The organism is Intrasporangium sp. (assembly GCF_035688975.1).
Classification (GTDB): domain Bacteria; phylum Actinomycetota; class Actinomycetes; order Actinomycetales; family Dermatophilaceae; genus CALMNV01.
Window position 1 is genome coordinate 25819 of the sequence record NZ_DASSMH010000152.1, and the last position, 25271, is coordinate 51089.

Annotated in this window: 23 protein-coding genes; 6 read left to right on the forward strand and 17 right to left on the reverse strand. The window is 74.1% G+C overall.

Annotated elements, in window-relative coordinates; translation table 11 throughout:
• Positions 1 to 74: 74 nt before the first annotated feature.
• Both VFJ94_RS15885 and VFJ94_RS15890 read right to left on the reverse strand, forming a co-directional pair.
• Positions 75 to 578 (reverse strand): DUF6912 family protein, encoded by a 504-nt coding sequence (locus VFJ94_RS15885; protein WP_325005199.1) that lies wholly within the window; start codon positions 576 to 578, stop codon positions 75 to 77.
• Positions 578 to 2002, reverse strand: a complete 1425-nt coding sequence (locus VFJ94_RS15890; RefSeq protein ID WP_325005200.1) for a wax ester/triacylglycerol synthase family O-acyltransferase — start codon at positions 2000 to 2002, stop codon at positions 578 to 580. The genes VFJ94_RS15885 and VFJ94_RS15890 overlap by 1 nt, the downstream gene beginning before the upstream one ends.
• Before the next feature lie 42 nt (positions 2003 to 2044).
• Here VFJ94_RS15890 and VFJ94_RS15895 point away from each other — a divergent pair, with 42 nt between their 5' ends.
• A complete protein-coding gene (locus VFJ94_RS15895) occupies positions 2045 to 2422 on the forward strand; it encodes a hypothetical protein (RefSeq protein ID WP_325005201.1) in 378 nt (125 codons plus the stop codon).
• Positions 2423 to 2438: 16 nt separating this feature from the next.
• On the forward strand, positions 2439 to 3782 hold the full coding sequence (locus tag VFJ94_RS15900) for a hypothetical protein (protein ID WP_325005202.1): 1344 nt from the start codon (positions 2439 to 2441) through the stop codon (positions 3780 to 3782).
• Here the strand turns inward: VFJ94_RS15900 and VFJ94_RS15905 are convergent.
• Together VFJ94_RS15905 and VFJ94_RS15910 are read right to left on the reverse strand one after the other, a co-directional pair.
• A complete protein-coding gene (locus tag VFJ94_RS15905; protein ID WP_325005203.1) occupies positions 3772 to 5175 on the reverse strand; it encodes a hypothetical protein in 1404 nt (467 codons plus the stop codon). The two genes, VFJ94_RS15900 and VFJ94_RS15905, sit on opposite strands and share 11 nt — an antisense overlap.
• Positions 5172 to 5834, reverse strand: coding sequence for an SAF domain-containing protein (locus tag VFJ94_RS15910; RefSeq protein WP_325005204.1), 663 nt, complete (start codon positions 5832 to 5834; stop codon positions 5172 to 5174). Before VFJ94_RS15910 ends, VFJ94_RS15905 begins: the two co-directional genes overlap by 4 nt.
• A 173-nt stretch (positions 5835 to 6007) precedes the next feature.
• On the opposite strand from VFJ94_RS15910, the gene VFJ94_RS15915 reads away from it, so the two are divergent.
• Positions 6008 to 6235 (forward strand): helix-turn-helix domain-containing protein, encoded by a 228-nt coding sequence (locus VFJ94_RS15915; RefSeq protein WP_325005205.1) that lies wholly within the window; start codon positions 6008 to 6010, stop codon positions 6233 to 6235.
• A gap of 35 nt (positions 6236 to 6270) precedes the next feature.
• On the opposite strand, the gene VFJ94_RS15920 is transcribed toward VFJ94_RS15915, so the two are convergent.
• The gene (locus VFJ94_RS15920; protein WP_325005206.1) at positions 6271 to 6813 is read right to left on the reverse strand and encodes a hypothetical protein; all 543 of its coding nucleotides are present in this window, start codon (positions 6811 to 6813) and stop codon (positions 6271 to 6273) included.
• A gap of 140 nt (positions 6814 to 6953) precedes the next feature.
• Between VFJ94_RS15920 and VFJ94_RS15925 the strand changes: the two genes are divergently transcribed.
• Positions 6954 to 7775, forward strand: coding sequence for a LysM peptidoglycan-binding domain-containing protein (locus tag VFJ94_RS15925; RefSeq protein WP_325005207.1), 822 nt, complete (start codon positions 6954 to 6956; stop codon positions 7773 to 7775).
• Positions 7772 to 8284: an Rv3235 family protein gene (locus VFJ94_RS15930; RefSeq protein WP_325005208.1), complete on the forward strand. Its 513-nt coding sequence runs from the start codon at positions 7772 to 7774 to the stop codon at positions 8282 to 8284. The genes VFJ94_RS15925 and VFJ94_RS15930 overlap by 4 nt, the downstream gene beginning before the upstream one ends.
• 32 nt (positions 8285 to 8316) lie before the next feature.
• Here the strand turns inward: VFJ94_RS15930 and secA are convergent, their stop codons facing one another.
• The 8 genes from secA to mtrA form a co-directional block, all read right to left on the reverse strand.
• The gene (gene secA / locus VFJ94_RS15935; protein ID WP_325005209.1) at positions 8317 to 11067 is read right to left on the reverse strand and encodes a preprotein translocase subunit SecA; all 2751 of its coding nucleotides are present in this window, start codon (positions 11065 to 11067) and stop codon (positions 8317 to 8319) included.
• Positions 11068 to 11184: 117 nt separating this feature from the next.
• Positions 11185 to 12402, reverse strand: coding sequence for a winged helix-turn-helix domain-containing protein (locus VFJ94_RS15940; protein ID WP_325005210.1), 1218 nt, complete (start codon positions 12400 to 12402; stop codon positions 11185 to 11187).
• Positions 12399 to 13085 carry a response regulator transcription factor gene (locus VFJ94_RS15945; RefSeq protein WP_325005221.1) on the reverse strand — a complete coding sequence of 229 codons (687 nt, stop codon included), beginning with the start codon at positions 13083 to 13085 and terminating at the stop codon, positions 12399 to 12401. Before VFJ94_RS15945 ends, VFJ94_RS15940 begins: the two co-directional genes overlap by 4 nt.
• Positions 13086 to 13156: 71 nt before the next feature.
• Positions 13157 to 13804 (reverse strand): ribosome hibernation-promoting factor, HPF/YfiA family, encoded by a 648-nt coding sequence (gene hpf, locus VFJ94_RS15950; protein ID WP_325005211.1) that lies wholly within the window; start codon positions 13802 to 13804, stop codon positions 13157 to 13159.
• A 192-nt stretch (positions 13805 to 13996) separates the two neighbouring features.
• Positions 13997 to 14716, reverse strand: a complete 720-nt coding sequence (locus tag VFJ94_RS15955) for a ComF family protein (RefSeq protein WP_325005212.1) — start codon at positions 14714 to 14716, stop codon at positions 13997 to 13999.
• A gap of 200 nt (positions 14717 to 14916) precedes the next feature.
• Positions 14917 to 16746 (reverse strand): GerMN domain-containing protein, encoded by a 1830-nt coding sequence (locus VFJ94_RS15960; protein WP_325005213.1) that lies wholly within the window; start codon positions 16744 to 16746, stop codon positions 14917 to 14919.
• Positions 16743 to 18473 carry an MtrAB system histidine kinase MtrB gene (gene mtrB, locus VFJ94_RS15965; protein ID WP_325005214.1) on the reverse strand — a complete coding sequence of 577 codons (1731 nt, stop codon included), beginning with the start codon at positions 18471 to 18473 and terminating at the stop codon, positions 16743 to 16745. The genes VFJ94_RS15960 and mtrB overlap by 4 nt, the downstream gene beginning before the upstream one ends.
• Before the next feature lies 1 nt (position 18474).
• Complete coding sequence (gene mtrA / locus VFJ94_RS15970) at positions 18475 to 19152, reverse strand: MtrAB system response regulator MtrA (protein ID WP_325005215.1); 678 nt, start codon at positions 19150 to 19152, stop codon at positions 18475 to 18477.
• 147 nt (positions 19153 to 19299) lie between these two features.
• Here mtrA and VFJ94_RS15975 point away from each other — a divergent pair, with 147 nt between their 5' ends.
• Positions 19300 to 20721 (forward strand): hypothetical protein, encoded by a 1422-nt coding sequence (locus VFJ94_RS15975; RefSeq protein WP_325005216.1) that lies wholly within the window; start codon positions 19300 to 19302, stop codon positions 20719 to 20721.
• A gap of 100 nt (positions 20722 to 20821) precedes the next feature.
• On the opposite strand, the gene ahcY is transcribed toward VFJ94_RS15975, so the two are convergent.
• The 4 genes from ahcY to VFJ94_RS15995 form a co-directional block, all read right to left on the reverse strand.
• Positions 20822 to 22270 carry an adenosylhomocysteinase gene (gene ahcY / locus VFJ94_RS15980; protein WP_325005217.1) on the reverse strand — a complete coding sequence of 483 codons (1449 nt, stop codon included), beginning with the start codon at positions 22268 to 22270 and terminating at the stop codon, positions 20822 to 20824.
• Positions 22271 to 22372: 102 nt separating this feature from the next.
• The gene (locus VFJ94_RS15985) at positions 22373 to 23305 is read right to left on the reverse strand and encodes a DUF808 domain-containing protein (RefSeq protein ID WP_325005218.1); all 933 of its coding nucleotides are present in this window, start codon (positions 23303 to 23305) and stop codon (positions 22373 to 22375) included.
• Between the two features lie 32 nt (positions 23306 to 23337).
• A complete protein-coding gene (locus VFJ94_RS15990; RefSeq protein WP_325005219.1) occupies positions 23338 to 24777 on the reverse strand; it encodes a mycothione reductase in 1440 nt (479 codons plus the stop codon).
• 28 nt (positions 24778 to 24805) lie between these two features.
• Positions 24806 to 25271, reverse strand: a 466-nt coding sequence (locus tag VFJ94_RS15995; RefSeq protein ID WP_325005220.1) for an SIS domain-containing protein, incomplete at its 5' end; no start/stop codon positions are given.

Consider the following 25271-nt stretch of genomic DNA (forward strand, 5'->3'; position numbering starts at 1 on the left):
AGACGCCCCCCGGGCGACCCGGTCGCGCCCCAGACAGCGCGGCCGGGTCGTTCGCGCGTGCAGGGTGGGGTCGGTCAGGACAGCAGCCGCCGCACCTCGGCCAGCTCCGTGACGTCATACCAGAGCAGCTCCAGCGGCAGCGGCCCGTCCTCGGCGCCCGGGGGGCCGGACCCGTGCGGCTCCTCGTCGACATGGCAGGACGCCACCCGCTCGAGCCGCAGGGGACCCACGAGCGAGACGCGAGAGGCGGTGGCCTGTCGGTCTGCGCCGCCCGCGACGCCCCCACCTCCGGCGGGGCGGGCGGCGCCCGGGAGGAGCTGCCCCGGGTCGGCATCCGCCGCGAGGACCACGCGTCGGTCGCCTGGGAGGTCGCGTGCGGCGGCGGCCGCCCGGACGGCGTCGCAGAAGGCGGCGTACTCGAGGTCCTCCACGTCGGCGGCGGGCGCGCCTGCCGAGAGCTCGGGGGTGACGGCATACGCCGCGACGGGCCGCTCGGGGGCCGCCTCGAGGACGCCTGCCTCGGCAAGGTGGGCGAGCGACCGGCGCCCCACCGGCACGTACACGCGCACGACGGCCATCAGCCCTCCCGCCCGCTCGCCAGCTCCGCGAGCGCGTCGACGATCGACTCGCCGAGGACGTCGACGTCGGGCATCGCGTCACGGTCGGCGTTGAGCCCGTAGAAGACCCCACCGTTGTAGGACGTGACGCCGACGGCGAGCGCCTGGCCCTTGGCGAGCGGCGTGACGGGATAGGTCGAGACCATCTTCGCCTCCCCGGCATAGAGCGGCATCTGCGGGCCCGGCACGTTGGTGACCATGACGTTGTAGAGCCGCCGGGACATCGCCGAGCCCAGTCGCGCGCCGAGCGCGTGCAGCGTCGGTGGGGCGAAGCCGGCCAGGTTGGCCAGGGACCGCGCCCCGACGGCCTGGCCCACCTCCATCTGCTGGCGCATGGCGAAGGCGATCTGATGCAGCCGCATCGACGCGCCGGGCTCGCCGACCGGCAGGTCGACGACGCAGGCCATGACCTCGTTGGCGTAGAGCCCGGTCGGGTCGTCGCCGTAGACGCTCACGGGCACCATGGCCCGCACGACGCTGCGACGACCCACCGGCTCCCCGCGGCCGAGCAGCCACGTGCGCAGGCCGCCGGCGATGGTGGCGAGGATGACGTCGTTGACGGTGACGTCCTCGGCATAGGGACCCTTGGCCAGCCGGGTGCGCACGGTCCGGTAGTCCTCGAGGTCGGAGGCGATCATGGCCCAGCGCCGGGCCGAGCCGATGGCGGTGTTGAGCGGGGAGTCGGGCGCCGGCCGCGCGGCCGTGCGGGCCAGCGCGCCGAGCACGGCGCCCGCCGACTCCACCGCCTGCAGTCCGACGTTGAGGGCGTCGTTGAGGCCGCCCCGGACGAGGTCGATGACCTGCGTGGGCCGGCGGACCACGTCGAGGAGGGCGCCCGTGACCAGCTCGGCGCCCGAGGGCGCACGCTGTGGCTCCCAGAGTCCCGGCTCCTCCGTCTCGGTGCGGTCTCCCGGCTCGGCGTCGACGAGCAGGTGCGCGATGTCGAGGGCGTGGACACCGTCGATGAGCGCGTGGTGGGTCTTCGTCACGAGGGCGAAGCGGCCGCCTTCAAGCCCCTCGACGAGGTAGATCTCCCACAGCGGCCGGGTGCGGTCGAGCTTGCGGGGCTGGACCCTGGAGACGAAGTCCTGCAGCTGGCGGTCGGTGCCCGGCCGGGGCAGGGCCGCCCGGCGCACGTGGTAGCTGAGGTCGAAGTTCTCGTCGTCGACCCACACCGGGTTGGCGATCCGGGCCGGCACGTCGCGCACCTTCTGGCGGAACCGGGGGATGGCCCCGATGCGGTGCTCGATGATCCGCACGAGCCGGTCGAGGTCGAACCCGGCCCGCGGCGGCTCGAACACCATGACCGACCCGACGTGCATGGCGGTGGTGGACTCCTCGAGGTAGAGGAACGACGCGTCGAGCGAGGTGAGCCGGTCGGGCATGGCCCTCACTCTGCCAGAACGGCAGCGCCTACGATCGGGGCCATGTCGCCAGCCCGTTCCCGCCTGCCGTATGCCGCCACCCTGGTCGCCCTCGCGGTGGCCGCCGGGTGTGGGTCGCCGGCGGCCCCGTCGGGAGCGAGCCCCGCGACACCCGGAGCCGCGGTGACCCGGACCGTGACGATCACCGGCTCGCGCGTCGACCCGGCCCCCTCCCAGGTCGAGCTCGCCGCGGGCGACCGACTCGTCCTCGTCGTCACGAGTGACCACGACGACGAGCTGCATGCCCACGGCTTCGACGTGTCCGCCGCCCTCAAGGCCGGGGTGGCGGCGACCGTCACGCTCTCCGGCGCGACACCAGGGGTCTACGACGTGGAGACCCACGAGCCGGCCCTGACCCTGCTCACCGTCGCGGTCCGCTGAGGGCCCGAGGATGTGCATGGCCGCAGCCCTCGCCATGGTCCCCGCCGGGCTGCCGGCCCACGGAGTCGGCAACCGGCAGGACCTGCCCCTGCCCTTCGCCGCGCTGGTCACGGCCGCGGTGGCGGTGCTCGTCATCTCCTTCGTCGTGCTCGCGGCCCTGTGGCGCCAGCCGCGCCTTCGTCCCGGCGACGGCGTCCTGCTGCCCCGGTGGGCCGCCGCGGCGCTCGACGCCCCCGCTCTGCGGGTCACCGCGCGGGCCGTCATCGTCGCGCTCACGCTCTGGGTTGCCCTGGCGCTCGTGGCCGGCGCGGACACGGCCCGCAACCCCGTCCCGTCCGTGGTCTATGTCTGGCTCTGGGTCGGCGTCGCCTTCGCCTCGATGGCCCTCGGGCCGGTCTGGCGCGTCGTCAACCCGCTGCGGCTGCTGCACGCCGGCCTGCTGCGCCTCGCGCGCGTCGACCCCGACCTCGCCCTGCTGCCCTACCGCGGCGGGCTGTGGCCCGCCGCCGCCGGCCTGGCCGCCTTCACCTGGGTGGAGCTCGTCGCCGACGACAACACGAGCCTGCCCTTCCTCCGGGTCGTCGTGCTCGCCTTCGTCGCGGCCACGGTCCTCGGCAGCGCGGTCTTCGGCCGGGCCTGGTTCGAGCGGGCCGACCCCTTCGAGGCGTGGTCCCGGCTCCTCGGGCTGCTCTCGCCGCTCGGGCGCCGCGACGACGGCCGGTGGGTGCTGCGCTCGCCGCTGCACGGCGTCAACGAGCTGCGTGGGCAGGCCGGGCTCGTTCCCCTCGTGTCCGTGATGCTGGGCTCGACGGCATACGACGGGTTCACCGGCAACCTGTCGTGGGCCACCTTCGTGCAGCAGGCGCCGGTGCCCGCACCGGCGCTGGAGAGCGCCACGCTCCTCGGGTTCTTCCTCGTCGTGGGCGCCTCCCTGGCGCTGGCGGCGGCCGTGTCCGCCCGGCTCGCGGGGCTGCCCTCCGGGGCGTGGCCTGCCCTGACCAGTGACCTCGCGCCGTCGCTGGTGCCCATCGCGGCGGGATACGTCGTCGCCCACTACTGGTCGCTGTGGGTGTACCAGGGCCAGCTCACCCTCGCGCTGCTGTCCAACCCCTTCGGCGCCGGCGACGACGTCCTCGGGCTGGCCGGGCTCAGGCCGGACGCCACCCTCATCCGCCCGACCCTCGTGGCCACGATCCAGGCGGTCAGCATCGTCAGCGGGCACCTGCTCGGCGTGCTCGCCGCCCACGAGCGGGCCGTGACGGTGCTCCCGCGGCGGGCCGCCGTCGTGGGGCAGGCGCCCCTCGTCGTCGTCATGGTCGGCTACACGCTGGGCGGTCTGACGCTGCTGTTCAGCCCCTGAGCGGCGAGAACCTGCCCCCGGCGATCCCGCTGAGGAAGGCGCGGCGGCGCCAGCGGGAGCGGATGACGGAGGGCGAGGCGACGCCGGGCAGCGCGGCGTCGACGAGACGGGCCACCGCGAGCCGCAACGCGCACTCGGGGGCGTGCTCGACCACCGAACGGCCCATGAGGAGCGCGGCATCGACGGCCTCGCGGTCCTCCGGCAGGTAGACCACGTGCTCCACGCCGGCGAACCGCAGCAGCGACTCCGAGATCCGCGTCTCCGGGTGCGGACCCACGGCCGAGGACCGGACGCGGTTGACGACGGGAAAGGGCGGGGGCGACGGGACGGTGCCGATCTCCTGCAGGCCGCGGACGAGCCGCTGCAGGCCCACCGGGTCGGCCGAGGCGACGGCCAGCACGGCGTCGGCTGCGGCGAGCGTGGTCAAGGTGGCCTCGTTACGCCGGGGAGCCAGCGTGTCGTAGCTCAGCTCCTCGTCGTTCTCCAGGCAGAAGCCGACGTCGGCCACGACGACGTCGGCGAGCCCCCGGGCGAGCCAGAGGACCCGCTCGAGCGACGCCGCGCGGATCTCCGTCCAGCGTTCGGCCTTCGGGATGCCCGTGAGCACGCGCAGACCCGCCGTGACCTCAGGGGCCAGCCCGGCCAGGGTGGGCAGGTCGAGCCCGCCGTGGTCGGCCGCGCGGCACGCGGCCGCCAGTCCCGGGGCCTCGTCGAGCAGCCCGAGCGTCTGGCCGACGCACCCGCCGTAGGTGTCGGCGTCGACGAGCACGACGCGCATCCCGCGGGCGGCCAGCTCGGCGGCGACGGTCACCGCCACCGTCGTCCGGCCCGGCGCCCCGGTGGGGCCCCACACCGCCACGAGGCGACCCCGCCCCGGCCGGTGCTCGTCGGGCTCGCGGGGAGCCAGCGTGCCCTCATCGTCCGGCCGCCCCGCTGCGGACCCGGCCGGGGACCACCCGCCGTCGGCCACCCCCGACACGTCGTCGGGCACCTCGAACGCGCCGACGAGGGGAAGGTCCTGGGCTGCGTGCGGCCCCGCCGGGGCCGGGGAGCCGCCGGCGACCGCCTCCGCGAACCGCTCGGGCGAGGCGTCGACGGGCAGCACCGCCGCGATGCCCAGCTGGCGCAGCCGCCGCTCCGCGCCCTCGTCGCCGGGCGGATGGACGCCGACGACGTGCAGCCGGCCCGCTCGGAGGCGACCGACGACGCTGAGGTCGAGCCCGCGCAGGTCGTGCGAGACGATGACGCAGCGGCCAAGACCCGCCTGGGCCACCGACAGCAGCTCCGGCAGGTCGGCGCAGCGGCGCGCCACGGTCACGCCCCGCGCCGCCTCCAGCGTCCCCGCGACCCGGCCGTCCCAGTGGGGGCCGAGGGCGGTGAGCACGTCGGTCATGACGCGGGGGTGCTCGCCGCACCTGCCACGGGCACGAGGGTCACCTTGGCGTCGGCGTCGACCGCCTCCACGAGCGTCTGGACCTTCTCGGACGGCACGTAGAGCTGCACCGAGGTCGTGGCGTTGGAGCCCAGCCCGCTGGATCCGGGCAGCACCGCCGCCACCCCCACCGAGGAGAGCGCCTTGGTCGCGCGGCGCCGCTCGGTCGAGGCGACCCCCGGCGGCTTCTCGCTGAGGAAGACATCCACGGACGTGCCCTGCGTCAGCCCGGTGGCGGACACGGCATCCACCCGGACCGTCAGCCGCTGCACCCCGACCTCGGCGGCCGTCCCGATCGCCGACACGGGGACGAGCTCGCCCTCCCGCACGTCGCGGACGGCAAACCGCCCGGGCGGTGCTGGCCGGTCGGCCCGCAGGTAGCCGGACGCGGTCGCGTCGAGCCGCACGTCGACGCGGCGCAGGTCGGCGGGCGAGATCGGGTCGCCGGCCACGAGGTTGCGGGCTGCCACGAAGTGCGCCGTGCGGTCGTCCGCGCTGGCCACCGCCTTCGCGCCGAGCGTGGCGGAGAGCAGGACGAGCAGGACGCCGACCACGAGGCGGCTGTCCCGCCACGACGGTCGCTGCAGGCGCTTGGCCCGTGGTGCCGGCAGCTGCGTCATCCCTGACCCCCTGATCCGCGGTCCGACCGGACCGATCCGCTCCCTCGCCGGACTCATCCTGCCGCACGGGGAGGCGTCCGCGCCGGGTATCCGGGGAGCCTGTGGACAACCGCGGGGGCCGGGAGCGGCGCCCCTAGGATGGGTGCGTCGACCACCTCGTCCAAGGAGCAACCGTGGCGCAGCGCTTCCTGCAACTGGCGGAGGTCTCGGAGATCCTCAACATCTCCTCGGCCCAGGCGTACGCCCTCGTCCGCTCCGGCGAGCTGCCCGCCATCAAGGTCGGCGGCCGCGGCCAGTGGCGCGTCGAGGCCACCGAGCTGGAGAGCTACATCCAGCGGATGTACCAGCAGACGCGGTCCTTCGTCGAGGCGCATCCGTTCGGGGCCGGCGCCGACGACTGAGCGGGCCCCTTCCTCGGCGGCGGGCACGGCAGGCGTCAGAGTCTGCGCACCGAAGCCAGCGCGGTGAAGGGGACGAGCACGACGCCGTGGACGTTCGCAGCCCGGCGTGGCTCGTCGGGTGCGTGCTCGGCGAGCTCGAGGTGGTCGGCGCCGACGACGTCGATCGTGCCCGTCGCGCCTCGGCCGGACAGGTCGAGCACCTCGACCACGGCCCGGTCCCGGCTCACCGCGCGCAGCGCGGAGGCCAGGCCGAAGCGGCGACCGACCACGGTCGTCGCCGCCGCGCCGACCCCCACGCCCCGAGCGGCGCGCAGGGCCGTCAGGGGCACGAGGACGGGGCGTCCCGGTGCCGGCTCGAGCAGCAGCCAGTCACCGCCCACGTCGACGAGGCGCCCGACCACCGTGCTGGGGCCGGTGACGACGGTGATGGTGGCTCCGACGCTGGCGAGCAGCCGGGCGGGCAGGTCGAGCAGGGCCCGCTCGCGCCGGGTCCGGTCGGCCACCTCGAAGGCCAGGTCGCGGCCCTCGTCGGCGGCCAGCTGGGCCTCCAGGTCGGCGAAGAGCCGCTCCCAGCGCATGGGGACCTCCCTGCAGACGACGCCTGATGCGCAGCAGTATGCCGCAACCCCCCGTTGTCCACAGCCAAACCACGGTCTCCTTGACCAAAAGCAAGGAAACGCATTTGAATGACGGCATGGATGCACCGCTACACAGGGCCGTGGGCCGTCCGCTGGCCGCCGCCGCCGGCTGCGCTGGGGCGAGCGCGGCGGCGGTCGTCTTCCTCACCCGCTCGGCCTGGGAGACCTGGCCCGCGCCGCACGCCGTCGTCCGGCCCGAGGACGTCGTGCTGGGGCTGCTCGCGTGGGCCGGGGCCGCCCTCGCCGGCTGGGTGGGGCTGGGCGGGCTGCTCACCGCCCTGTCCCTGCTTCCCGGCGCCCTGGGGCGGCTGGCGGCCCGGGTCGCGGCGCGGGTCACGCCACGCGCCGTGCGCACGGCGCTGGCCATGGTGCTCGGCACGTCGCTCGGCACGGTCGCGCTCCCGGCCGGAGCCGCGGGATCGGCGCCGCTCCCGGGCCGGGCGGCCACCACGGCCACCCTCGTGGTGGCGAGCGCCGCGTCGTCCGGACCCGCGCCGGCGAGCGCCGACTCGGGCTCGGACCCGACCGCTTCCGGCACGCCGGCCGCCGAGGAGGGCGCACCGCCAGCGCCCGACCCGGCATTCCACCCTCCGGCGGCCGCGGCCGCGTCACGGGGCTGGCTGCCCCCACCGCCCCCGCGGCGCTCCGACGCGGACGAGGGCCGGTTGCTCGCCCCGCCCCCGAGAGTGACCGCGGCGACAGCCGAGCTCGTCACCGTCCGCCGCGGCGACACCCTGTGGAGCATCGCGGCACGGCACCTCGGGCCGCACGCCAGCGACGCGGAGGTCGCTCGGGCCTGGCCGCAGTGGTATGCCGCCAACCGCGGCGTCGTCGGCCTCGACCCGGACCTGCTGCTGCCCGGGCAGCAGCTGCGGCCTCCGGGGCACGGCGGGCGACCATGAGCCGCCCCGTCTCGCCCCCAGCCCTGCGGGTGCGGCTCATTCCACAGACGGCGCCGCGGACGATCCCTGCCGACGAGGCCTACGCCGGCGGCCCGGCACCCGGCCAGGAGTCCCTCGCGCTCGACTTCTTCCCACCCGACGAGGACGGCGCCTTCGAGCGCAGGCGCAGCCGCACCGCCCAGCTCGGGGACCCGGCGCCGTTCGTCGCCAAGATGGCGCAGGCCATCGTCGAAGTCGTGTCAGGGCAGCGGCCACCGCCGCAGCTCATCCGCCACACGACCCCGCGGGTCTACTCGGTGCTCGCGCGGCGCGCGCTGGTCTCGGCCCGGCGCCAGCAGGCGGGCACGCGCCGTGGAGCGGTCGTGCGCCGCATCCGGCTCTGCGAGCCCGCGGACGGGGTCGTGGAGGCCGCCGCCGTCGTCGTCGCCCACGGCCGGGTGCGGGCGCTCGCGCTGCGCCTCGAGGGCCTCGACGGACGCTGGCTCGTCACCCAGCTGACCATCGGCTGACCATCGGCTGACCATCGGCTGACCTCGGCTGATCAGCGGCCCTTGCGCTTGGCCTTCTTGCCGCGCCGGCCGCCGGCGCGCACGGCGCTGCGCTGCCCGTCGGACTCGACGACCTCACCGGTCTCCCCCGGCGCCGAGTAGCGCAGCCCGCCCGACGGCTGGCCGCCGGACTGCAGGTCGACCCCGGACACCCGGACCTCGGGCTCCGCGCCGGCCGGCCGGAGGCCGCCGAACATCTCCGTGACCGTCCGAGGCGCGACCGCCTGCGGCTCAACCGCCGGGGCCACCTCGACCTCCACGGAGAACAGGTGGGAGACCGACTCCTCCTTGATGCCGTCCATCATGGCCTCGAAGAGCTGGAAGCCCTCGCGCTGGTACTCGATGAGCGGGTCGCGCTGGGCCATGGCGCGCAGGCCGATGCCCTCCTGGAGGTAGTCCATCTCATAGAGGTGCTCGCGCCACTTGCGGTCGAGGACCGACAGGACGACGCGGCGCTCGACCTCACGCATCGTCTCCTCACCGAGCGACTCCTCGCGGCGGTCGTAGGCGCGGTGGGCGTCCGACATCAGCTGCTCCCGGAGCAGCTCCGCGGTGATCGCCTGGCGTCCGCCCGCCATCGCCTCGAGGTCGGGGATCGTCACGGACACGGGGAACACCTGGCGCAGCGCGGCCCAGAGCCGCTCGAGGTCCCAGTCGGCCGCGAAGCCCTCCGCGGTGGCGGAGTCGATGTAGGAGCCGACGACGTCGTTGACGAACATCCGCAGCTGCTCGTGCAGGTCCTCGCCCTCGAGCACGGCGCGGCGCTCGTCGTAGATGACCTGCCGCTGCCGGTTGAGCACGTCGTCGTACTTGAGGACGTTCTTGCGGATCTCGTAGTTGCGGGCCTCGACGGCGGCCTGGGCCTTCTGGATCGAGCTCGTGACCATCTTGGACTCGATCGGCACGGTGTCCTCCATGCCGGCGCTCTGCATGAAGCGGTCGACGAGCCCGGAGTTGAACAGCCGCATGAGGTCGTCCTGCAGCGACAGGTAGAACCGGCTCTCGCCGGGGTCGCCCTGCCGGCCGGACCGGCCGCGGAGCTGGTTGTCGATGCGCCGGGACTCGTGTCGCTCGGTGCCGAGGACGTAGAGGCCGCCGAGCGCGACGACCTCCTCGTGCTCCTCCGCCACGGCGGCCTCGGCGGCCGCGAGCGCCTCGTCCCAGGCCGCCTCGTACTCCTCCGGCGTCTGCTCCGGGTCGAGCCCGCGTCGCTTCAGCTCGGCCACCGCCCGGAACTCCGAGTTCCCGCCCAGCATGATGTCGGTGCCGCGGCCGGCCATGTTCGTCGCGACGGTGACGGCGCCCTTGCGGCCGGCCTCGGCGACGATGGCCGCCTCACGCTCGTGCTGCTTGGCGTTGAGCACCTGGTGCGGCACGCCGCTCTTCTTCAGCTGGCGGGAGAGGTACTCGCTCTTCTCCACCGACGTCGTGCCGACGAGGACGGGCTGGCCCGCGTCGTGCCGCTCGACGATGTCGGCGACGACGGCGTCGAACTTGGCCACCTCGGTGCGGTAGACGAGGTCGCGCTGGTCGACGCGGATCATCGGCCGGTTGGTCGGGATGGGGATGACCCCGAGCTTGTAGATCGAGTTGAGCTCGGCCGCCTCGGTCTGCGCCGTGCCGGTCATGCCGGAGAGCTTCTCGTACATGCGGAAGTAGTTCTGCAGGGTGATCGTGGCGAGGGTCTGGTTCTCGTTCTTGATCTCGACCCCCTCCTTGGCCTCGATCGCCTGGTGCATGCCCTCGTTGTAGCGCCGTCCGGGCAGCATCCGGCCGGTGTGCTCGTCGACGATGAGGATCTCGCCCGACAGGACGACGTAGTCCTTGTCCTTCTTGAACAGCTCCTTGGCCTTGATGGAGTTGTTGAGGTAGCCGATGAGCGGGGTGTTGACCGTGTCGTAGAGGTTGTCGATGCCGAGCAGGTCCTCGACCTTCGCGATGCCCGACTCGAGCACCCCGACGGTCCGCTTCTTCTCGTCGACCTCGTAGTCGCCGCGGCCGTCCTCGCCCCGCTGCAGGCGGGCCGCGATCTTGGCGAACTCGACGTACCACTTGGTCGCGAGGTCGGCCGGGCCGGAGATGATGAGCGGCGTGCGGGCCTCGTCGATGAGGATGGAGTCCACCTCGTCGACGATGCAGAAGTGGTGGCCCCGCTGGACCAGCTCCTCCGGTGACCAGGCCATGTTGTCGCGCAGGTAGTCGAAGCCGAACTCGTTGTTGGTGCCGTAGGTGATGTCCTTGGAGTACTCGACGCGTCGCTGCTCCGGCGTCATCGAGGCGAGGATGCAGCCGGTCTCGACGCCGAGGGCGCGGTGCACACGCCCCATGAGCTCGGACTGGTACTCGGCGAGGAAGTCGTTGACGGTGATGACGTGCACGCCCTGCCCCGTGAGGGCGTTGAGGTAGGACGGCAGGGTGGCGACGAGGGTCTTGCCCTCACCGGTCTTCATCTCGGCGACGTTGCCGAGGTGCAGCGCGGCGCCACCCATGATCTGGACGTCGAAGTGGCGCTTGCCGAGGGTCCGCTTGCTGGCCTCGCGCACGGCCGCGAAGGCCTCGGGCAGCAGGTCGTCGAGGCTCTCGCCGGCAGCGAGCCGCTCGCGGAAGGCGGGCGTCTCGTCCCGCAGCTCCTCGTCGCTGAGCTTCTCGAAGTCGGCCTCCAGCGCGGCCACCTGCTTGGCGATCCCCTGCAGCTTCTTCAGGGTCCGGCCCTCACCGGCGCGCAGCAGCTTGTCGATGACCATGGTTGGATCTCACTCCCGACGGAATCGGACTGCCACCCCGGCGGGGCGGGCTCCCTCGCCCGTGGTGCCCACGGACCTGCCTAGGCTAGTCGCTGCCCCGACCAACCGACCAACGCGTCAGCGACGGGACCCGGTTCCCGGTGAGGCGACCGTGTCGAGGCCGAGCCAGTCGGCCATCGACCGCAGGGTCGCCTCGAGGGCCGGCGCCGCGCCGACCGGGGCCTGCGGCTCCCACGTGACCCGGTGACAGCGCAGGACTCCGGCAGCGCGGTCGGCCTTGAGGTCGCAGCGGGCCACCAGCCGCTCGCCGTAGAGGAACGGCAGGACGTAGTAGCCGTGCACCCGCCGGTGCGCCGGGGTGTAGATCTCGATCCGGTAGGCGAAGTCCCACAGCCCGAGGATGCGTCGCCGCTGCCACACGAGCGAGTCGAAGGGGCTGAGGAGCGTCGCCGCCTGGACGCGGCGGGGGACGCGGGCGGCGGCGTGCAGGTATGCCGCGGGCGCCCACCCGGGCACCGTGACCGGGACGAGCTCGCCGTCCGCGACGAGCCGGGCGACGGCGCACCGGGTGTCCTCGCGGCTCAGCCGAAAGTAGTCCGCGAGGCAGCGCTCGGTCGCCACGCCGTGGGACCGCGCCGCGATCCGGACGAGCTCGACCATCGCGTCGGCGTCGTGCTCGGGGCCCGGCCGGCGCCGCCAGGCATCGCGGTGCCTCTGCGGCGCGACCACGTCGGTGGCGGCATACCGGCGCTCGAACTGGCTCGTCCGCCCGGCGGAGCTGATCCGGCCGGCCCAGAAGAGGTACTCGAGCGCCTGCTTGACCTCGGACCAGTTCCAGCCCCACTGCCCGGCGCCGCGCGGCAGGTCGTGCTCGAGGGCGAGCTCGACCTCGCGGGAGGTGAGCGGGCCCCGTCGCCCGACCTCCGCCTCCACCGCTGCGACGAGCTCGGGCCGCTCGGCCACGACGCGGCGCATGGAGCCCCAGGCCGAGTCCGCCGCCCGGCGCATCCGGAAGGCGAGCAGCGGCCACGTGGCCGGCGGGATGAGGCTCGCCTCGTGGGCCCAGTACTCGACGACCCGGCGGGGAGCCCGGTCCCGGGCCCGGTCGAGCAGGCCGGTGTCGTAGGGGCCGAGCCGGGAGAAGAACGGCAGGTAGTGGCTGCGCGTGAGGACGTTGACGCTGTCGATCTGCACGACTCCCACCCGGTCGAGCACCCGCTGCATGTGCCGCATGGTCGCCGTCCACGGCGCGGGCCGCGGGTCGAGGAAGCCCTGGGCGGCGAGGGCGACCCGGCGGGCTTGGCCCCTGCTCAGGACGGCCCGCGCGGGGCTCATTCGCCGGGGTCGATGAGCCGCTGGCGCACGGCATACATGGCCGCCTCCATGCGGGAGTGCATCTGCAGCTTGTCGAGGATGTTGCGGATGTGGTTGCGGACGGTGTTCTCCGAGATGAACAGCTCGCCCGCGATCTCGCGGTTGAGCCGACCGCGCGCGACGAGGCGCAGGATGTCGAGCTCGCGGTCGGTGAGCCGGGGCAGCTCGAGCCCGGCCGCGGGCGCGGGGCGGGTCTGCGGGGCGCTGAGGCTGGCGAACTCGGTGAGCAGCTTGGAGGCCATCAGCGGCGAGAGCAGCGACTGGCCGTTGTGCAGGCCGCGGATGCCGGCCGCCACCTCCTCCGGTGGGACGTTCTTGAGCAGGTAGCCGTTGGCCCCGGCGCGGACCGCCTCGAAGAGGTTGACCTCGTCCTCGGAGCTGGTGAGCATGAGGATGCGTGCCGACGGCACCTGCTCGCGCACGACGCGGCACGCCTCGATGCCACCGCGCTTGGGCATGCTCACGTCCATGAGGATGACGTCGGGGATCAGGTCGACCGCCCGGGTCACCGCCTCCACGCCGTCGGCGGCCTCCCCGACGACCTCGATCCCATCCTCGGTGTCGAGGATCGTCAGCAGGCCGCGCCGGTAGAGGGCGTGGTCGTCGACGATGAGGACTCGGATCGGTTCAGTCTCGATGGCCATCACCCGCATATGGTGGCAGAAACGACGCGCGGACCCGAGCGACGCCCGGGTCCGCGTGACTCGGACGTGCGTCAGCCGGTGGCGGCGGTGGCGTCCGCCTCCTCCTCGGCGGTCTCCAGGTGCAGCACGCCGTAGCTCCAGCCGCGGCGGCGGTAGACGACGCTCGGCCGGTCGGCCTCGACGTCGTGGAAGAGGAAGAAGTCGTGGCCGACGAGCTCCATCTGGTTGATGGCGTCCTCGAGCGTCATGGGCGCCGCGGTGTGCACCTTCTCGCGCACCTCGATGGGCGAGTTGCCCATCGCGCCGAACCGGTCGAGGTCGTCGGTCGCGCCGGTCGACTGCTCGTCGGGGGCGGACTCGCCACTCCCCGGCGGCGTGAACCGAGCGCTCGCCTGGGACACGGACTCCGGTAGTCGCCGCCCCCGGCTCACCCGCTTGCGGTCGTGCACGCGCCGCAGGCGTTCCATGAGCTTGTCCACCGCCGCGTCGAGGGCCGCGAACTTGTCGTCCATGCACGACTCGGCACGGATGACGGGGCCCTTGGCGTGGCACGTGATCTCCACCCGGTCCGAGCCTCGCGTGACGCGCTCATGGGTGACGACGACGTCGATGCGGTTGACCTTGGGCGCGAGGGCCGGCACCTTGGCCAGGCGTTCCTCGAGCTGCTCACGGAATCGGTCGGGGATCTGGACGTGGCGTCCAGTGACGACGATCTCCACGGTTCCTCCTCAATCGTGCTGCTTGCTGGATGCTCCTCGGCCGCACGGGCCGTCCACGCCTACGGACGCCACCCCTTTCAGTCGACCTGGGCCGCGCCGGGTCGCCGCTGCCTCCCCGGGGCTCGGGGCTCTACCCCGACCCTACTCCGGCTGGGGGGCGCGAAAGCGGGCCGGGACCGGCGCGCCGCGACGTCATCTCGCCCGGGTCGCGGCGTCCCCGCGGCGTCGCCTGGTGGCGGCGACGGTCGCCGCGACCACGCCCACGGCACCGGCTTCGCGCAGGGCCCGGGCCGCCTCGGCGAGGGTCGCTCCCGTCGTCACGACGTCGTCGATGACGAGGCACCGGCGGCCGGCCACGACACCGGCGAAGCGGGGCGCGACGGCCAACGCCCCGCCGAGGTTGCGGGCCCGCTCCCGCTGTCCCAGACGGGCCTGGTCGGCCACCGCCCGCACCACGGTCAGGGCCGGGGCAAGACGGGGCTCGCCCGGACGCCTCGGCGCGGCCCCGCGGGCCCGTCGTCCCAGCTCCAGCAGCGGCAGCTCGCCACGCGCGCGCTGCGCCCGGCGCGACGACGGCGCCGGGACGAGCAGCACGGGGCCGTCATCCCAGCCGGACCCGGCCAGGGCCGCGTCGATCGCCACCGCGAGCAGTGGCGCGAGGAGCTGCGCGATGTCCCTGCGACCCTCGTCCTTCCACGCCGTCACCGCGGAGCGCAGCGGGTCGTCGTAGGCGCCCCACGCCCACGTCGGCGGCAGGCCGGGTGGCACCGGGTCCGGCGCCACGCGCGCCGGGCCACCACGGGCGGCGAGGTGCCCGAGCGCCCGCGTGCAGCGTCGGCACCAGCGCGTCCCGGCCCTGCGGCAGCCGGCGCACTCAAGAGGCAGGACGAGGTCGAGGAGCGCCTGCAGCACGCCTCAGCCCAGCAGGCCGCGGGCCGATCCTCAACGGCGGGACGGGCCTCGGTGGAGGAGCGGGGCGCCGCCCGGGCGGCTGTGGAGAACCCGACCCCCGCGCCGCCGGCTGGTGGCACATGCCGCCGGCTGGTGGCACATGCCGCCGGCTGGTCGCACGTGGGCTTGGCTCCGGGCCGTGGGCCGGCCCACGGCACGCCTCAGCGACCCGGCACGAGCAGGTCGGTGCCGGTCGCGATCTCGCGCCAGGTGGCACCCGCCCGCACGAGGACCCGGTCCTCGTCGGTGATGACGACGAGGCCGCGCGGTCCGCCCACCGACGTGATCGACACGCCCCCGGGCACGGGGGCGAGGCGGCCCTCCGCCGGCGCGGCCGCGCCGCGACGGCGCAGCCCCTCCAGGCCGGCGCCCACCCGGCCCAGCCAGGGCCGGACCGGGTCGCGCTGGTCGATGCGGCCGAGCACGGCATACGTGTCGGTCTCGAGCCAGGTGACGTCACGCAGCAGGGTGAGCGGCTGGGCCTGGCGCCACGGGGTGGTCAGCGACGCCGGCTTGCCGCTCGGCGAGCGCACGATGCCGGTGAGGCCGAGCTGCGCGTCGCTGCCGTCGGGCAGGGTCGAGACGACGAGCAGGCGGGTGGAGTCCGGAGACACGGCCAGGGCCTCGACGCGGCGGCCGGCGAGCCATGCGGCGCTCACCGTGAACGGGACGGCCGTCTCCGTGGCGGTGCCCGTCGCGAGGGCCCAGACCCTCGTGCTGCCGTCCGGCGCGCGGCCGCCGATCCAGAGATAGCCGAAGGAGTCGTACTCCGGCCGGCTCAGCCCGGAGCCGAAGGGCGGCACGGCGAGGAACTCGTTGCCGCGCCACCGCGACAGCTCGCGCAGGTCGCCGCCGACGGCGGCGGTCTCCTTGCCGTCGACGGAGAGCGCGAGCCGGGTCCACCCCTCGGGGATGCGGGCCGGGTCACCGTCCTGCGCCGTCGTGTCCGGACGCCGCTTGTCGACCGCCCCGTCGGGGATGTCCCGCGGGTCGATCCGGGTGAGGCGGTCGGCCCGGCGTAGCAGCGCGGTCTCGAAGGACCGGGCGGTGACCGTCTCGTAGCCGAGGTCGAGCCCGGACGACACGGCGCCGCCGACGCCGGGCAGCTCCAGCGGGGTGCCCTCCACCGCGAGGGAGACGGACTGCACGGCCGGCACCTGCTGCAGCGTCGTCGTGAGCTGTGCCCACATGGCCGCGCGCTCGATGGGCTCGGCGTCCCGGGCCTGGGCCCCGAGGTTCACCAGCGCCCGGCCGCTGTCGACCGGCACGGCGTTGACGGCGAGCTTGGTGTTGGGCGGGACACCGGTCGTGAGCACGCCGGCGAGGTAGCCGGGCACCGGGGCGAGCTGGGCGCGTGCCAGCGTCGTGGCCATGGCCGAGCCGGACTGGATCCAGCGCGTGTCCGGCACGAGCCGGCGCCCGCTGGGCGTGACGTAGTAGACGTGCCGCGCGGCGTAGAGCCGGTCGAAGGCGTTGCTGTCCAGCCACAGGCCGAACCCCTCCCGGGGCAGCTCGATGCGCCACTCCCCGCCGACCTTGGTCAGGCGGAGGGTCACCGAGACGGTCGTGCCTGCGGGGTACTCCTCGTAGCGGCCCTCGGGGGTCACCCGGGCGACGGCGGAGGTGCGCACCTCCAGTCGTTCCGGGCCGACGCGCCGCACCGTGAGGTCGTCGGCCGTGTCGTAGACGACGACGTCGGAGCTCGACCACCGCCACAGGTCGACCGACGAGGGTGCGAGATAGGACTTCCCGGTCTCCCGGTTCTCGTCGGCGTCCTCGCCGGCGCGGATGAAGCCGAGGGCGACGGCCTCGGGCGACGCGCCCGCGACCGGCCCCTGCGGCACCACCCGCACCGGGTCGCTGATCGGCTCGTCGAGCCGCCTGCCCTCGATCACCCCCGACGTGTCGGGCAGCCCTGCGCAGCCCGCGACCCCGAGCAGGCCGGCCGCGGTGAGCGCGAGGGCGAGCCCGCGTCGCGGTCGGGGCCTCATGGCGTCCGCTCCCCCGCCGGCACGGACGGCTGCCCGCCCTGCCGGGGGACGCGGGGGCCGGCCGGCAGGCCCCGTGACCCGGCGGGGAGCGCGCGCGAGCCCGTGGGGCGGGCTCGGGGCCCACCGAGCGGGTTGAGCGGGAGGGGAGAGGACGTGATCGTGCCGCCCGCGTGCCGGGGCAGCGTCAGCCGGAAGCACGAGCCCTCGCCTGGGGCACCCCAGGCCTCCAGGCGCCCGGCGTGCAACCGCGCGTCCTCGAGGGCGATCGCCAGCCCGAGGCCCGTGCCTCCGGTCGTCCGGGCCCGGGCGGGGTCCGCCCGCCAGAACCGGGTGAACACGAGCGCCGCCTCGCCCGGGCGCAGCCCCACCCCGTGGTCCCGCACGCTCACCGCCACCGCGGACTCGTTGGAGCCGAGGGACACCTCGACCGGCCGGCCCTCGCCGTGCTCGATGGCGTTGGACACGAGGTTGCGCAGGATCCGCTCGATGCGCCGGACGTCGATGTCGGCGATGACCGGCTCGGGCGGCTCGTGCACCGAGATGGTGCTGCCCTTGCGCTCCGCCAGCGGAGCGAGGGCCGCCACGACGCGGTCCACGCACGCCCCGAGGTTGGTGGCCTCGACCTCGAGCGACGCCGCGCCGGCGTCGAACCGCGAGATCTCGAGCAGGTCTGACAGCAGCTCCTCGAAACGGTCCAGCTCCCCCCGCAGCAGCTCCGCCGACCGTGCGACCGCGGGGTCGAAGCTCGAGCGCGCGTCGTGGATGAGCTCGCCCGCCATCCGGATCGTCGTCAGTGGCGTGCGCAGCTCGTGCGAGACGTCCGAGACGAAGCGCTGCTGGACCCGGGAGAGGTTCTCCAGCTGGGCGATCTGCTGCTGGATCGAGGCCGCCATGGCGTTGAAGGAGTTCCCGAGGCGGGCCAGGTCGTCCTCCCCCTTGGCCCGCATGCGTTCGCCGAGGTGGCCGTCGGCGAAGCGCTCGGCCACCCGCGCCGCTCGGCGCACCGGGTCGGCCACGAGGCGGGTCACGACGAAGGCGATGACCCCGATGAGGAAGATGAGGGCCGCGCCGCCGAGCAGGAAGGTCTGCCCGATGAGGCTGATGATCTCCCGCTCCCGCTGCATCGGGTAGATGAAGTAGAGGCCGTACGTGCCGGCGACGGGGATCTCGATGGGCTGCCCGACGATGACCGCCGACACCTCGTCGCCGTTCTCCTCGACCGTCGCCACCTGCAGGTGCTGGCGCCCGGGCGCGGACGAGACCGCCTGGCGCAGGCCGGTCGGGATGTAGCGCAGGCCCACCGAGCTGGTCTCGACCGGTGGGATCACGAGCGGCCGGTCGTTGGTGTCGGTGCGGGTGATGACGACGTAGCGGCGCTCGCTCCGGGCCACCTGGGTGTAGCCCTTGGCGAGGTCGGTGGCCAGCTGCGTCAGGGTCGCGGCGGACTCCGTCTTGTCCGTCGCGTCGAACTGGCGCTGGGCGTCGCGGGCGAGCACCAGGCTGTCGTCGGCCGCGATCTTCTGGCGGCCGTCGACGAGGCCCTGCGCGATGGTGCGGTAGAGGTAGGTGCCGACGGCGGTGAGGACGAGCACCCCGAGCAGCATGGTGACGACGACGACCCGGAAGGCCAGCGACGCCCGCCACAGGTGCGCGACCTTCCGGCGGCCGGCCCGCACCGCGGACCAGGCCCGCTCAGCGAGCCGACGCGCGTCGGGCCGGGCGGCCATCTCAGGCGGACCCCGCCTTGTAGCCCACTCCCCGGACGGTCACGACGATCTCCGGCCGCTCCGGGTCGTGCTCGATCTTGGAGCGCAGCCGCTGGACGTGGACGTTGACGAGGCGGGTGTCGCCCGCGTGCCGGTATCCCCAGACCTGCTCGAGCAGGACCTCGCGGGTGAAGACCTGCCACGGCTTGCGGGCGAGCGCGACGAGCAGGTCGAACTCGAGCGGCGTGAGGGACAGGGCCACGCCGTCACGCCGGACCGAGTGCCCGGCCACGTCGATCTCGAGGTCACCGATGGTCAGCCGCTCCGGCTCCGGCTCGTCGCCGCGACGGAGCCGGGCCCGGACGCGCGCGATGAGCTCTTGCGGCTTGAAGGGTTTGACGACGTAGTCGTCGGCGCCGGACTCGAGGCCGACGACGATGTCCACCGTGTCGGTGCGGGCGGTGAGCATGACGATCGGCACGCCGCTCTCGGCGCGGATGCGGCGGCATACCTCCATGCCGTCGAGGCCCGGCAGCATGACGTCGAGCAGCAGGAGGTCCGGCCGGCTCTCCCGGAAGGCCGCCACGGCCTCGGACCCGTCGGCGCAGTGCACGACGTCGAGTCCCTCGTTGCGCAGCACGATGCCGAGCATCTCCGCCAGCGCCAGATCGTCGTCGACGACCAGCACCCGACCCTTCACGTCCGCTCCCTCCGTCACCGGCACCCACCTCGCCGTCCTCGGTGTCCAAAGTCTTTCACACGGCCCAGCCCGCTCTCGGCACGCGGCATCCGGCCCATCCCGATGCCCCGGGCAGCGAGCACCCACCGCGTCCGGGATGATCTGCGGGTGACGCAGGACAGCACCGCCGCGACGAAGCGCCGACCCGCCTTTCCTCTGGCGCTGCGGCGGGCGCTGCCCGGCCTCGTCCTGCTGGCCGTCGCGGTCCGGGTCCTCGTGCCGGTGCGCGACCCCGACACCTTCTGGCACCTGCGCGCCGGCGACTTCCTGCGCCAGACCTGGTCGTTCGCCGGCCCGGAGCCCTGGAGCCCCGCGTCGAGCCGGCCCTGGGTGCTGCACGAGTGGCTGCCCGAGCTCGTCCTCAGCATCGTGCAGCAGTGGCTCGGGCTGCCGGGCGTGGCCTGGCTGCTGCCCCTCGGCGCGACCGCGGCCCTGCTCGCGGTCTGGGCCTCGTGCCGGGACCGCGCCCCGATCCTCGTCAGCGCGGTCGTCGCGACCGTCACCTTCGTCGCCATGGCCGGGAGCATGTCGCTGCGACCGCAGCTCGTGACCTTCGCCCTCACGGCGGTCACCGTCCGGGCGTGGCTGCGCACCGCCGAGGACCGTCGGCCGCGCGGGTGGCTCGTGCCGCTGACGTGGCTGTGGGCGTGCACGCATGGGATGTGGTTCGTCGGGCTCGTCGTGGCCGGCACCGTCATCGCCGGGATGGCGCTCGACCGCAGCCTCTCGTGGCGCCAGGGGCGCCAGCTGGCCCTCGTGCCCGCGCTGTCCCTCGTCGCGGCCGCCCTCACGCCGGTCGGCCCCGGCCTGCTGCTCGCCCCGCTCACCGTGCGCGGCTACACCAGGTTCGTCACGGAGTGGGCGGCGCCGTCCCTGTCGGACGGCTTCTTCCTCGCCTTCCTCGCGCTCGCGGCGGTGCCCGTCCTCCTCTGGGCCCGGGGCGGGACGGCGGTCCCGTGGACGCGGCTGCTGCTCCTCGCGGCCGGGACCGGCATGGCGCTGCTCTACGTGCGGACCGTGCCGCTTGGCGCGGCCGTCGTGGCCCCCGTGACGGCGGAGGCGCTGGCCCGCGCGTCCCGGCTACGGCGCGAGGACGTGAGCCCCCGCGAGACGCGCGCCACCGCGGTGCTGGCCGCCGTCGGCCTGGCCATCGCCGCGGTCCTCGCCCCCACGGTGGCCGCCCATCCCGGCCGTGGACCGGCCGGGCTCGACGTCGCGCTCGACGCCCTGGCCACAGGCACGGTCGTCTGCAACGACTACACCGACGGCGGGTGGCTCCTCTGGCGCCACCCCCAGCTCCGCCCGGTCATCGACGGCCGCACCGAGGTCTACTCCGTCGACCACGTCGAGCGGTACACCGACTTCGTCGCCGCGAGACCGGGCTGGCAGGCGTTCCCGCAGCGCACCGGCTGCACGCATGCGCTCCTGCCGGACGGGTCCCCGGTGCTCGAGTCGCTGCGCGCGCAGGAGCACTGGACGCAGGTCGCCCGGGCGGACGGCTCCACCCTCCTGCGGTCCCCGTCGTCGTGATCCCGCCCTCACCGGCTCGGCCGGCCCGGCCACGACGCCCGTATGCCGCCCACCGCAGTCGGGGGACGGCATACGGCGCGGCGCAGCCCGGGACGGGTGGTCAGTAGCGGTAGTGCTCCGGCTTGAAGGGTCCGGCCACGTCGACGCCGAGGTACTCCGCCTGTCCCTTCGTCAGCTCGGTGAGCCGCACGCCGAGGGCCTCGAGGTGCAGGCGGGCGACCTTCTCGTCGAGGATCTTGGGCAGGGTGTACACCTGCCTGTCGTACTGCGCGGTCTTGGTGAAGAGCTCGATCTGGGCGATCGTCTGGTTGGAGAACGAGTTGCTCATGACGAAGGACGGGTGGCCGGTCGCGTTGCCGAGGTTCATCAGGCGGCCCTCGGACAGGACGATGATCGAGGTCCCGGACGGGAAGGTCCACTCGTGCACCTGCGGCTTGATCTGGGTCTTCACGACGCCGGGGACCCTGGCGAGGCCGGCCATGTCGATCTCGTTGTCGAAGTGGCCGATGTTGGCGACGATCGCCTTGTTCTTCATCTGCTGCATGTGGGCCGCCGTGATGACGTCGTAGCAGCCCGTCGTCGTGATGAAGATGTCGGCCTGGCCGACGACGTCCTCGAGCCGAGCCACCTGGTACCCCTCCATGGCGGCCTGCAGGGCGCAGATGGGGTCGACCTCGGTCACCACCACCCGGGCGCCCTGCCCGGCGAGCGCCTGCGCGCAGCCCTTGCCGACGTCGCCGTAGCCGCAGACCACAGCCAGCTTGCCGCCGATGAGGACGTCGGTGGCCCGGTTGAGCCCGTCGATGAGCGAGTGGCGGCACCCGTACTTGTTGTCGAACTTGCTCTTGGTGACGGAGTCGTTGACGTTGATGGCCGGGAAGAGCAGGTCACCGGTCTCGGCGAGCTGGTAGAGGCGGTGCACCCCGGTCGTCGTCTCCTCCGTGACCCCCTTGACCCCGGCCGCGACCGTCGTCCACTTCTGCGGGTCGGCGGCGAGCGTGGCGCGCACGAGCTCCTTGAAGACGCCGAACTCCTCGGAGTCCTCCTCGGTCGTCGCCGGCACCTGGCCAGCCTGCTCCCACTCGCGGCCCTTGTGGACGAGCATCGTGGCGTCGCCGCCGTCGTCGAGGATCATGTTGGGGCCGACCGACCCATCCGGGCCGGCCGGCCAGGTGAGGATCTGGTCGGTGCACCACCAGTACTCCGCGAGGGTCTCGCCCTTCCACGCGAAGACCGGGACGCCCTGCGGGTCCTCCGGGGTGCCGTGGGGGCCGACGACGACCGCGGCGGCCGCCTCGTCCTGGGTCGAGTAGATGTTGCACGACGCCCACCGGACCTGCGCTCCGAGGGCGGTGAGGGTCTCGATGAGCACGCCGGTCTGCACGGTCATGTGCAGCGACCCGGCGATCCGGGCGCCCCTCAGGGGCTGGCTCGCGGCATACTCCTCGCGCAGCGCCATGAGTCCGGGCATCTCGTGCTCGGCGAGGCGCAGCTGGTGGCGGCCCGCCTCGGCGAGGCGGAGGTCGGCAACCTTGTGGTCAATGGGCATGAGGGGAACTCTTCCGTGTCAGGTGCATGGTGTGTGGGCCCCGGCGCAGCCCCATCCGGGCACGCGGGTCACTCCCCACGCCGGCGGGTGCCAGTCTAGGCGTTAGTGCGCCCGGGCCTTCCGGCGCGGGAGGGCATGCAGGGCCGCGACGACGACGGCACCCACGACGAGGCCGAGCAACGCCGCGGCGAGGGTGCCGACGACCCAGCTGAGGATGCCGCCCACCCCGGCGACCCCCGCCACGCCCCCCTCGAGGTGGTGGACGGCGTCATAGAGGCCGTGCCAACCGAGCTCGTCGGCACCGACGAGGAGGATGTGGCCGCCGACCCACAGCATGGCGGCGACGCCGACGGTGGAGAGCCCCTGGAGCAGCCTCGGCATGCCCTTGACGAGCGCCCGGCCGACGCGCTGCGCGGCGCCGGAGTCGCGTTCGGCCAGCCGCAGGCCGATGTCGTCCATCTTGACGATGACGCCGACGACGCCGTAGACGAGCGCGGTGATGAGCAGCGCCACGATGACGAGGATGATGCCGCGCGCGACGAAGGGCTGGTCCTCGACCTCGTTCAGCGCGATGACCATGATCTCGGCCGAGAGGATGAAGTCGGTGCGGATGGCGCCGGAGACGACGGTGTCCTCGTGGACCGCGGCGTCGCCGCCCGGCTCCTCGCTCTCGTGGTGCCCGGACACGGCCTCCCACACCTTCTCGGCGCCCTCGTAGCACAGGTACGTGCCCCCGACCATGAGGACCGGGGTGAGCAGCCAGGGAAGGAACTGGCTCAGCACCATGGCGACCGGCAGGATGACGAGGAGCTTGTTGCGCAGCGACCCCAGCGCGATCCGCTTGATGATCGGCAGCTCCCGCTCGGGGTCGAGGCCCTGGACGAAGCGGGGGGTGACGGCGGTGTCGTCGACGACGACGCCCGTCGCCTTGATGCTCGCCTTCGTCGCGGCCGCGCCCACGTCGTCGACCGACGCCGCGGCGAGCTTCACGAGCGCCGCGACGTCATCCAGAAGCGCTACCAGTCCGCCTGCCATGGGGCCTAAGCGTAGGCGGTCCCCGCCCGGCGTCAGGACCCGAGCGGTGCCCCGATCGTCGGGTCGAGCGTCGGGTCGGGCTCGGCCTCGGCGACGGGGTCGAGGTCGAGCCCGAGGAGGGCGTTCTCGACGACCTCGGTGAGGGCAGGGTGGATCCAGTACTGGCCCCGGGCCAGCTCGTGCGCCGACGTGCCGAACGCCATGCCCTGCACGAGCGGCTGGATGAGCGTGGACGCCTGCGGGCCGAGGAGGTGGGCGCCGAGCAGCCGGCCGGTGGCCGGGTCCGCGAGGACCTTGCACACGCTCGTCGTGTCCTCCATGGCCCAGCCGTATGCCGTGTCGCCGAACGCCTGCGTCTTCGCGACGTAGCGCAGCCCGCGCGCGAGGCACTCCTGCTCGGTCAGCCCCACGGTCGCGAGCTGCGGGGAGCTGAAGACGGCCGACGGCACGTGCTCGTGCGGGAAGGGGCGCAGGTCCTCGGGGTGGACGAGGTTGTGGGCGACGGCGCGGGCCTCGGCGTTGGCGACGTGCTTGAGCTGGTGGGGGGAGGACACGTCGCCGAGCGCCCACACCCCGGCCGCCGTCGTGCGGCCGAACTCGTCCACGACCACGCGCCCGTCGGGACGCGTCGCCACACCGGCCCGGTCCAGGCCGAGGTCGCCGGTCGACGGGGCCCGGCCCGTCGCGACGAGCAGGAGGTCGCCCTCGACGCGCGAGCCGTCCGTCAGGCCCAGCTCCACCGCGTGCCCGCGGGCGGCCACCGTGGCCACGTTGACCGACGTGCGGACGTCCCAGCGCTCCCGCGCGAGCCGGGTGAACCGGACCGCGATCTCCTCGTCGTAGTGGCGCAGCAGGCGGCTGCCGCGCACGACCAGCGTGACGCGCGAGCCCAGCTGGCCGAACACGTGGGCCATCTCCGCCGCGATGTAGCCGCCGCCCAGGACGACGAGCCGCTCGGGGACGGCGTCGATGCGCATGATGGTGTCCGACGTGACGAAGGGCACGCCGCTGCGGGCCACGACGTCGGGCACGACGGGCGAGCTGCCCGTCGCCACGACGACCTGGTCGGCCGTGAGCCGCTCGGTGCTGCCGTCGGGCAGCGACACCGCCAGCTGGCGCTCGCCGGTGAACCGGGCGCGGCCGAGCAGGGCGGTCGTGCCCCGACCCGTGATCCGGTACTGCTTGCCCGCCTCCGCGATGGGGTCGATGCGCCCGAAGACGCGGTCGCGGATGTCGGTCCAGCGAACCCGATCCAGGGTCGCGTCGACGCCGTAGCGCCCCGACTCCCGGATGCCCTCGGCGACGTCGGCGGCATACACGAACATCTTCGTCGGGATGCACCCGACGTTGAGGCACGTGCCGCCGAAGGGGCCGGACTCGATGACCGCCACCGACTTGTCGGCGAAGTGCGGGGTGACGAGCGAGTTGCCCGAGCCGGTGCCGATGATCGCGAGGTCGTAGTGCGGGGTCACACGGGCAGCGTACGGGCGCGCGTCGGCGTCAGCGGCCGCGCGCGGCCCGCAGCAGGCGCACGTGCGGGGAGCCGGCAGGGTCGAAGCCGTGGCCGAGGGCGAGATACGTCGCGGCGAAGTCGGTCAGGGCCACGTGCCAGGCGAGGCGCAGGAGCGGGTCGGGCGAGTCCGCGTCGAGGAGCGACACTCGCACCCCGGCGTCGTCGGCCGCCGCGACGACGGCGCTGCACACGGACTCGCACTCGGCGCCCTCGGGAGAGGTGTCGCGCAGCATGAGCAGCCGTAGCGGAGCCGGCCGCAGCCCGTCGACGAAGGGGTCGGCGAAGATGTCATCGCCCCTGCCTTCGGCCTCACCGCCGGCGAGGGGGCCGTCGAAGCACGCGACGATCTGCGACGCGGCGTCGGGCAGGGCGCCGGCGGCCACGGGCGTCCGGCCGGTCCGCCCGAACATGGCGCTGGCCCGGCGGGCCGCCACCCCGCCGAGCGGGCCGGAC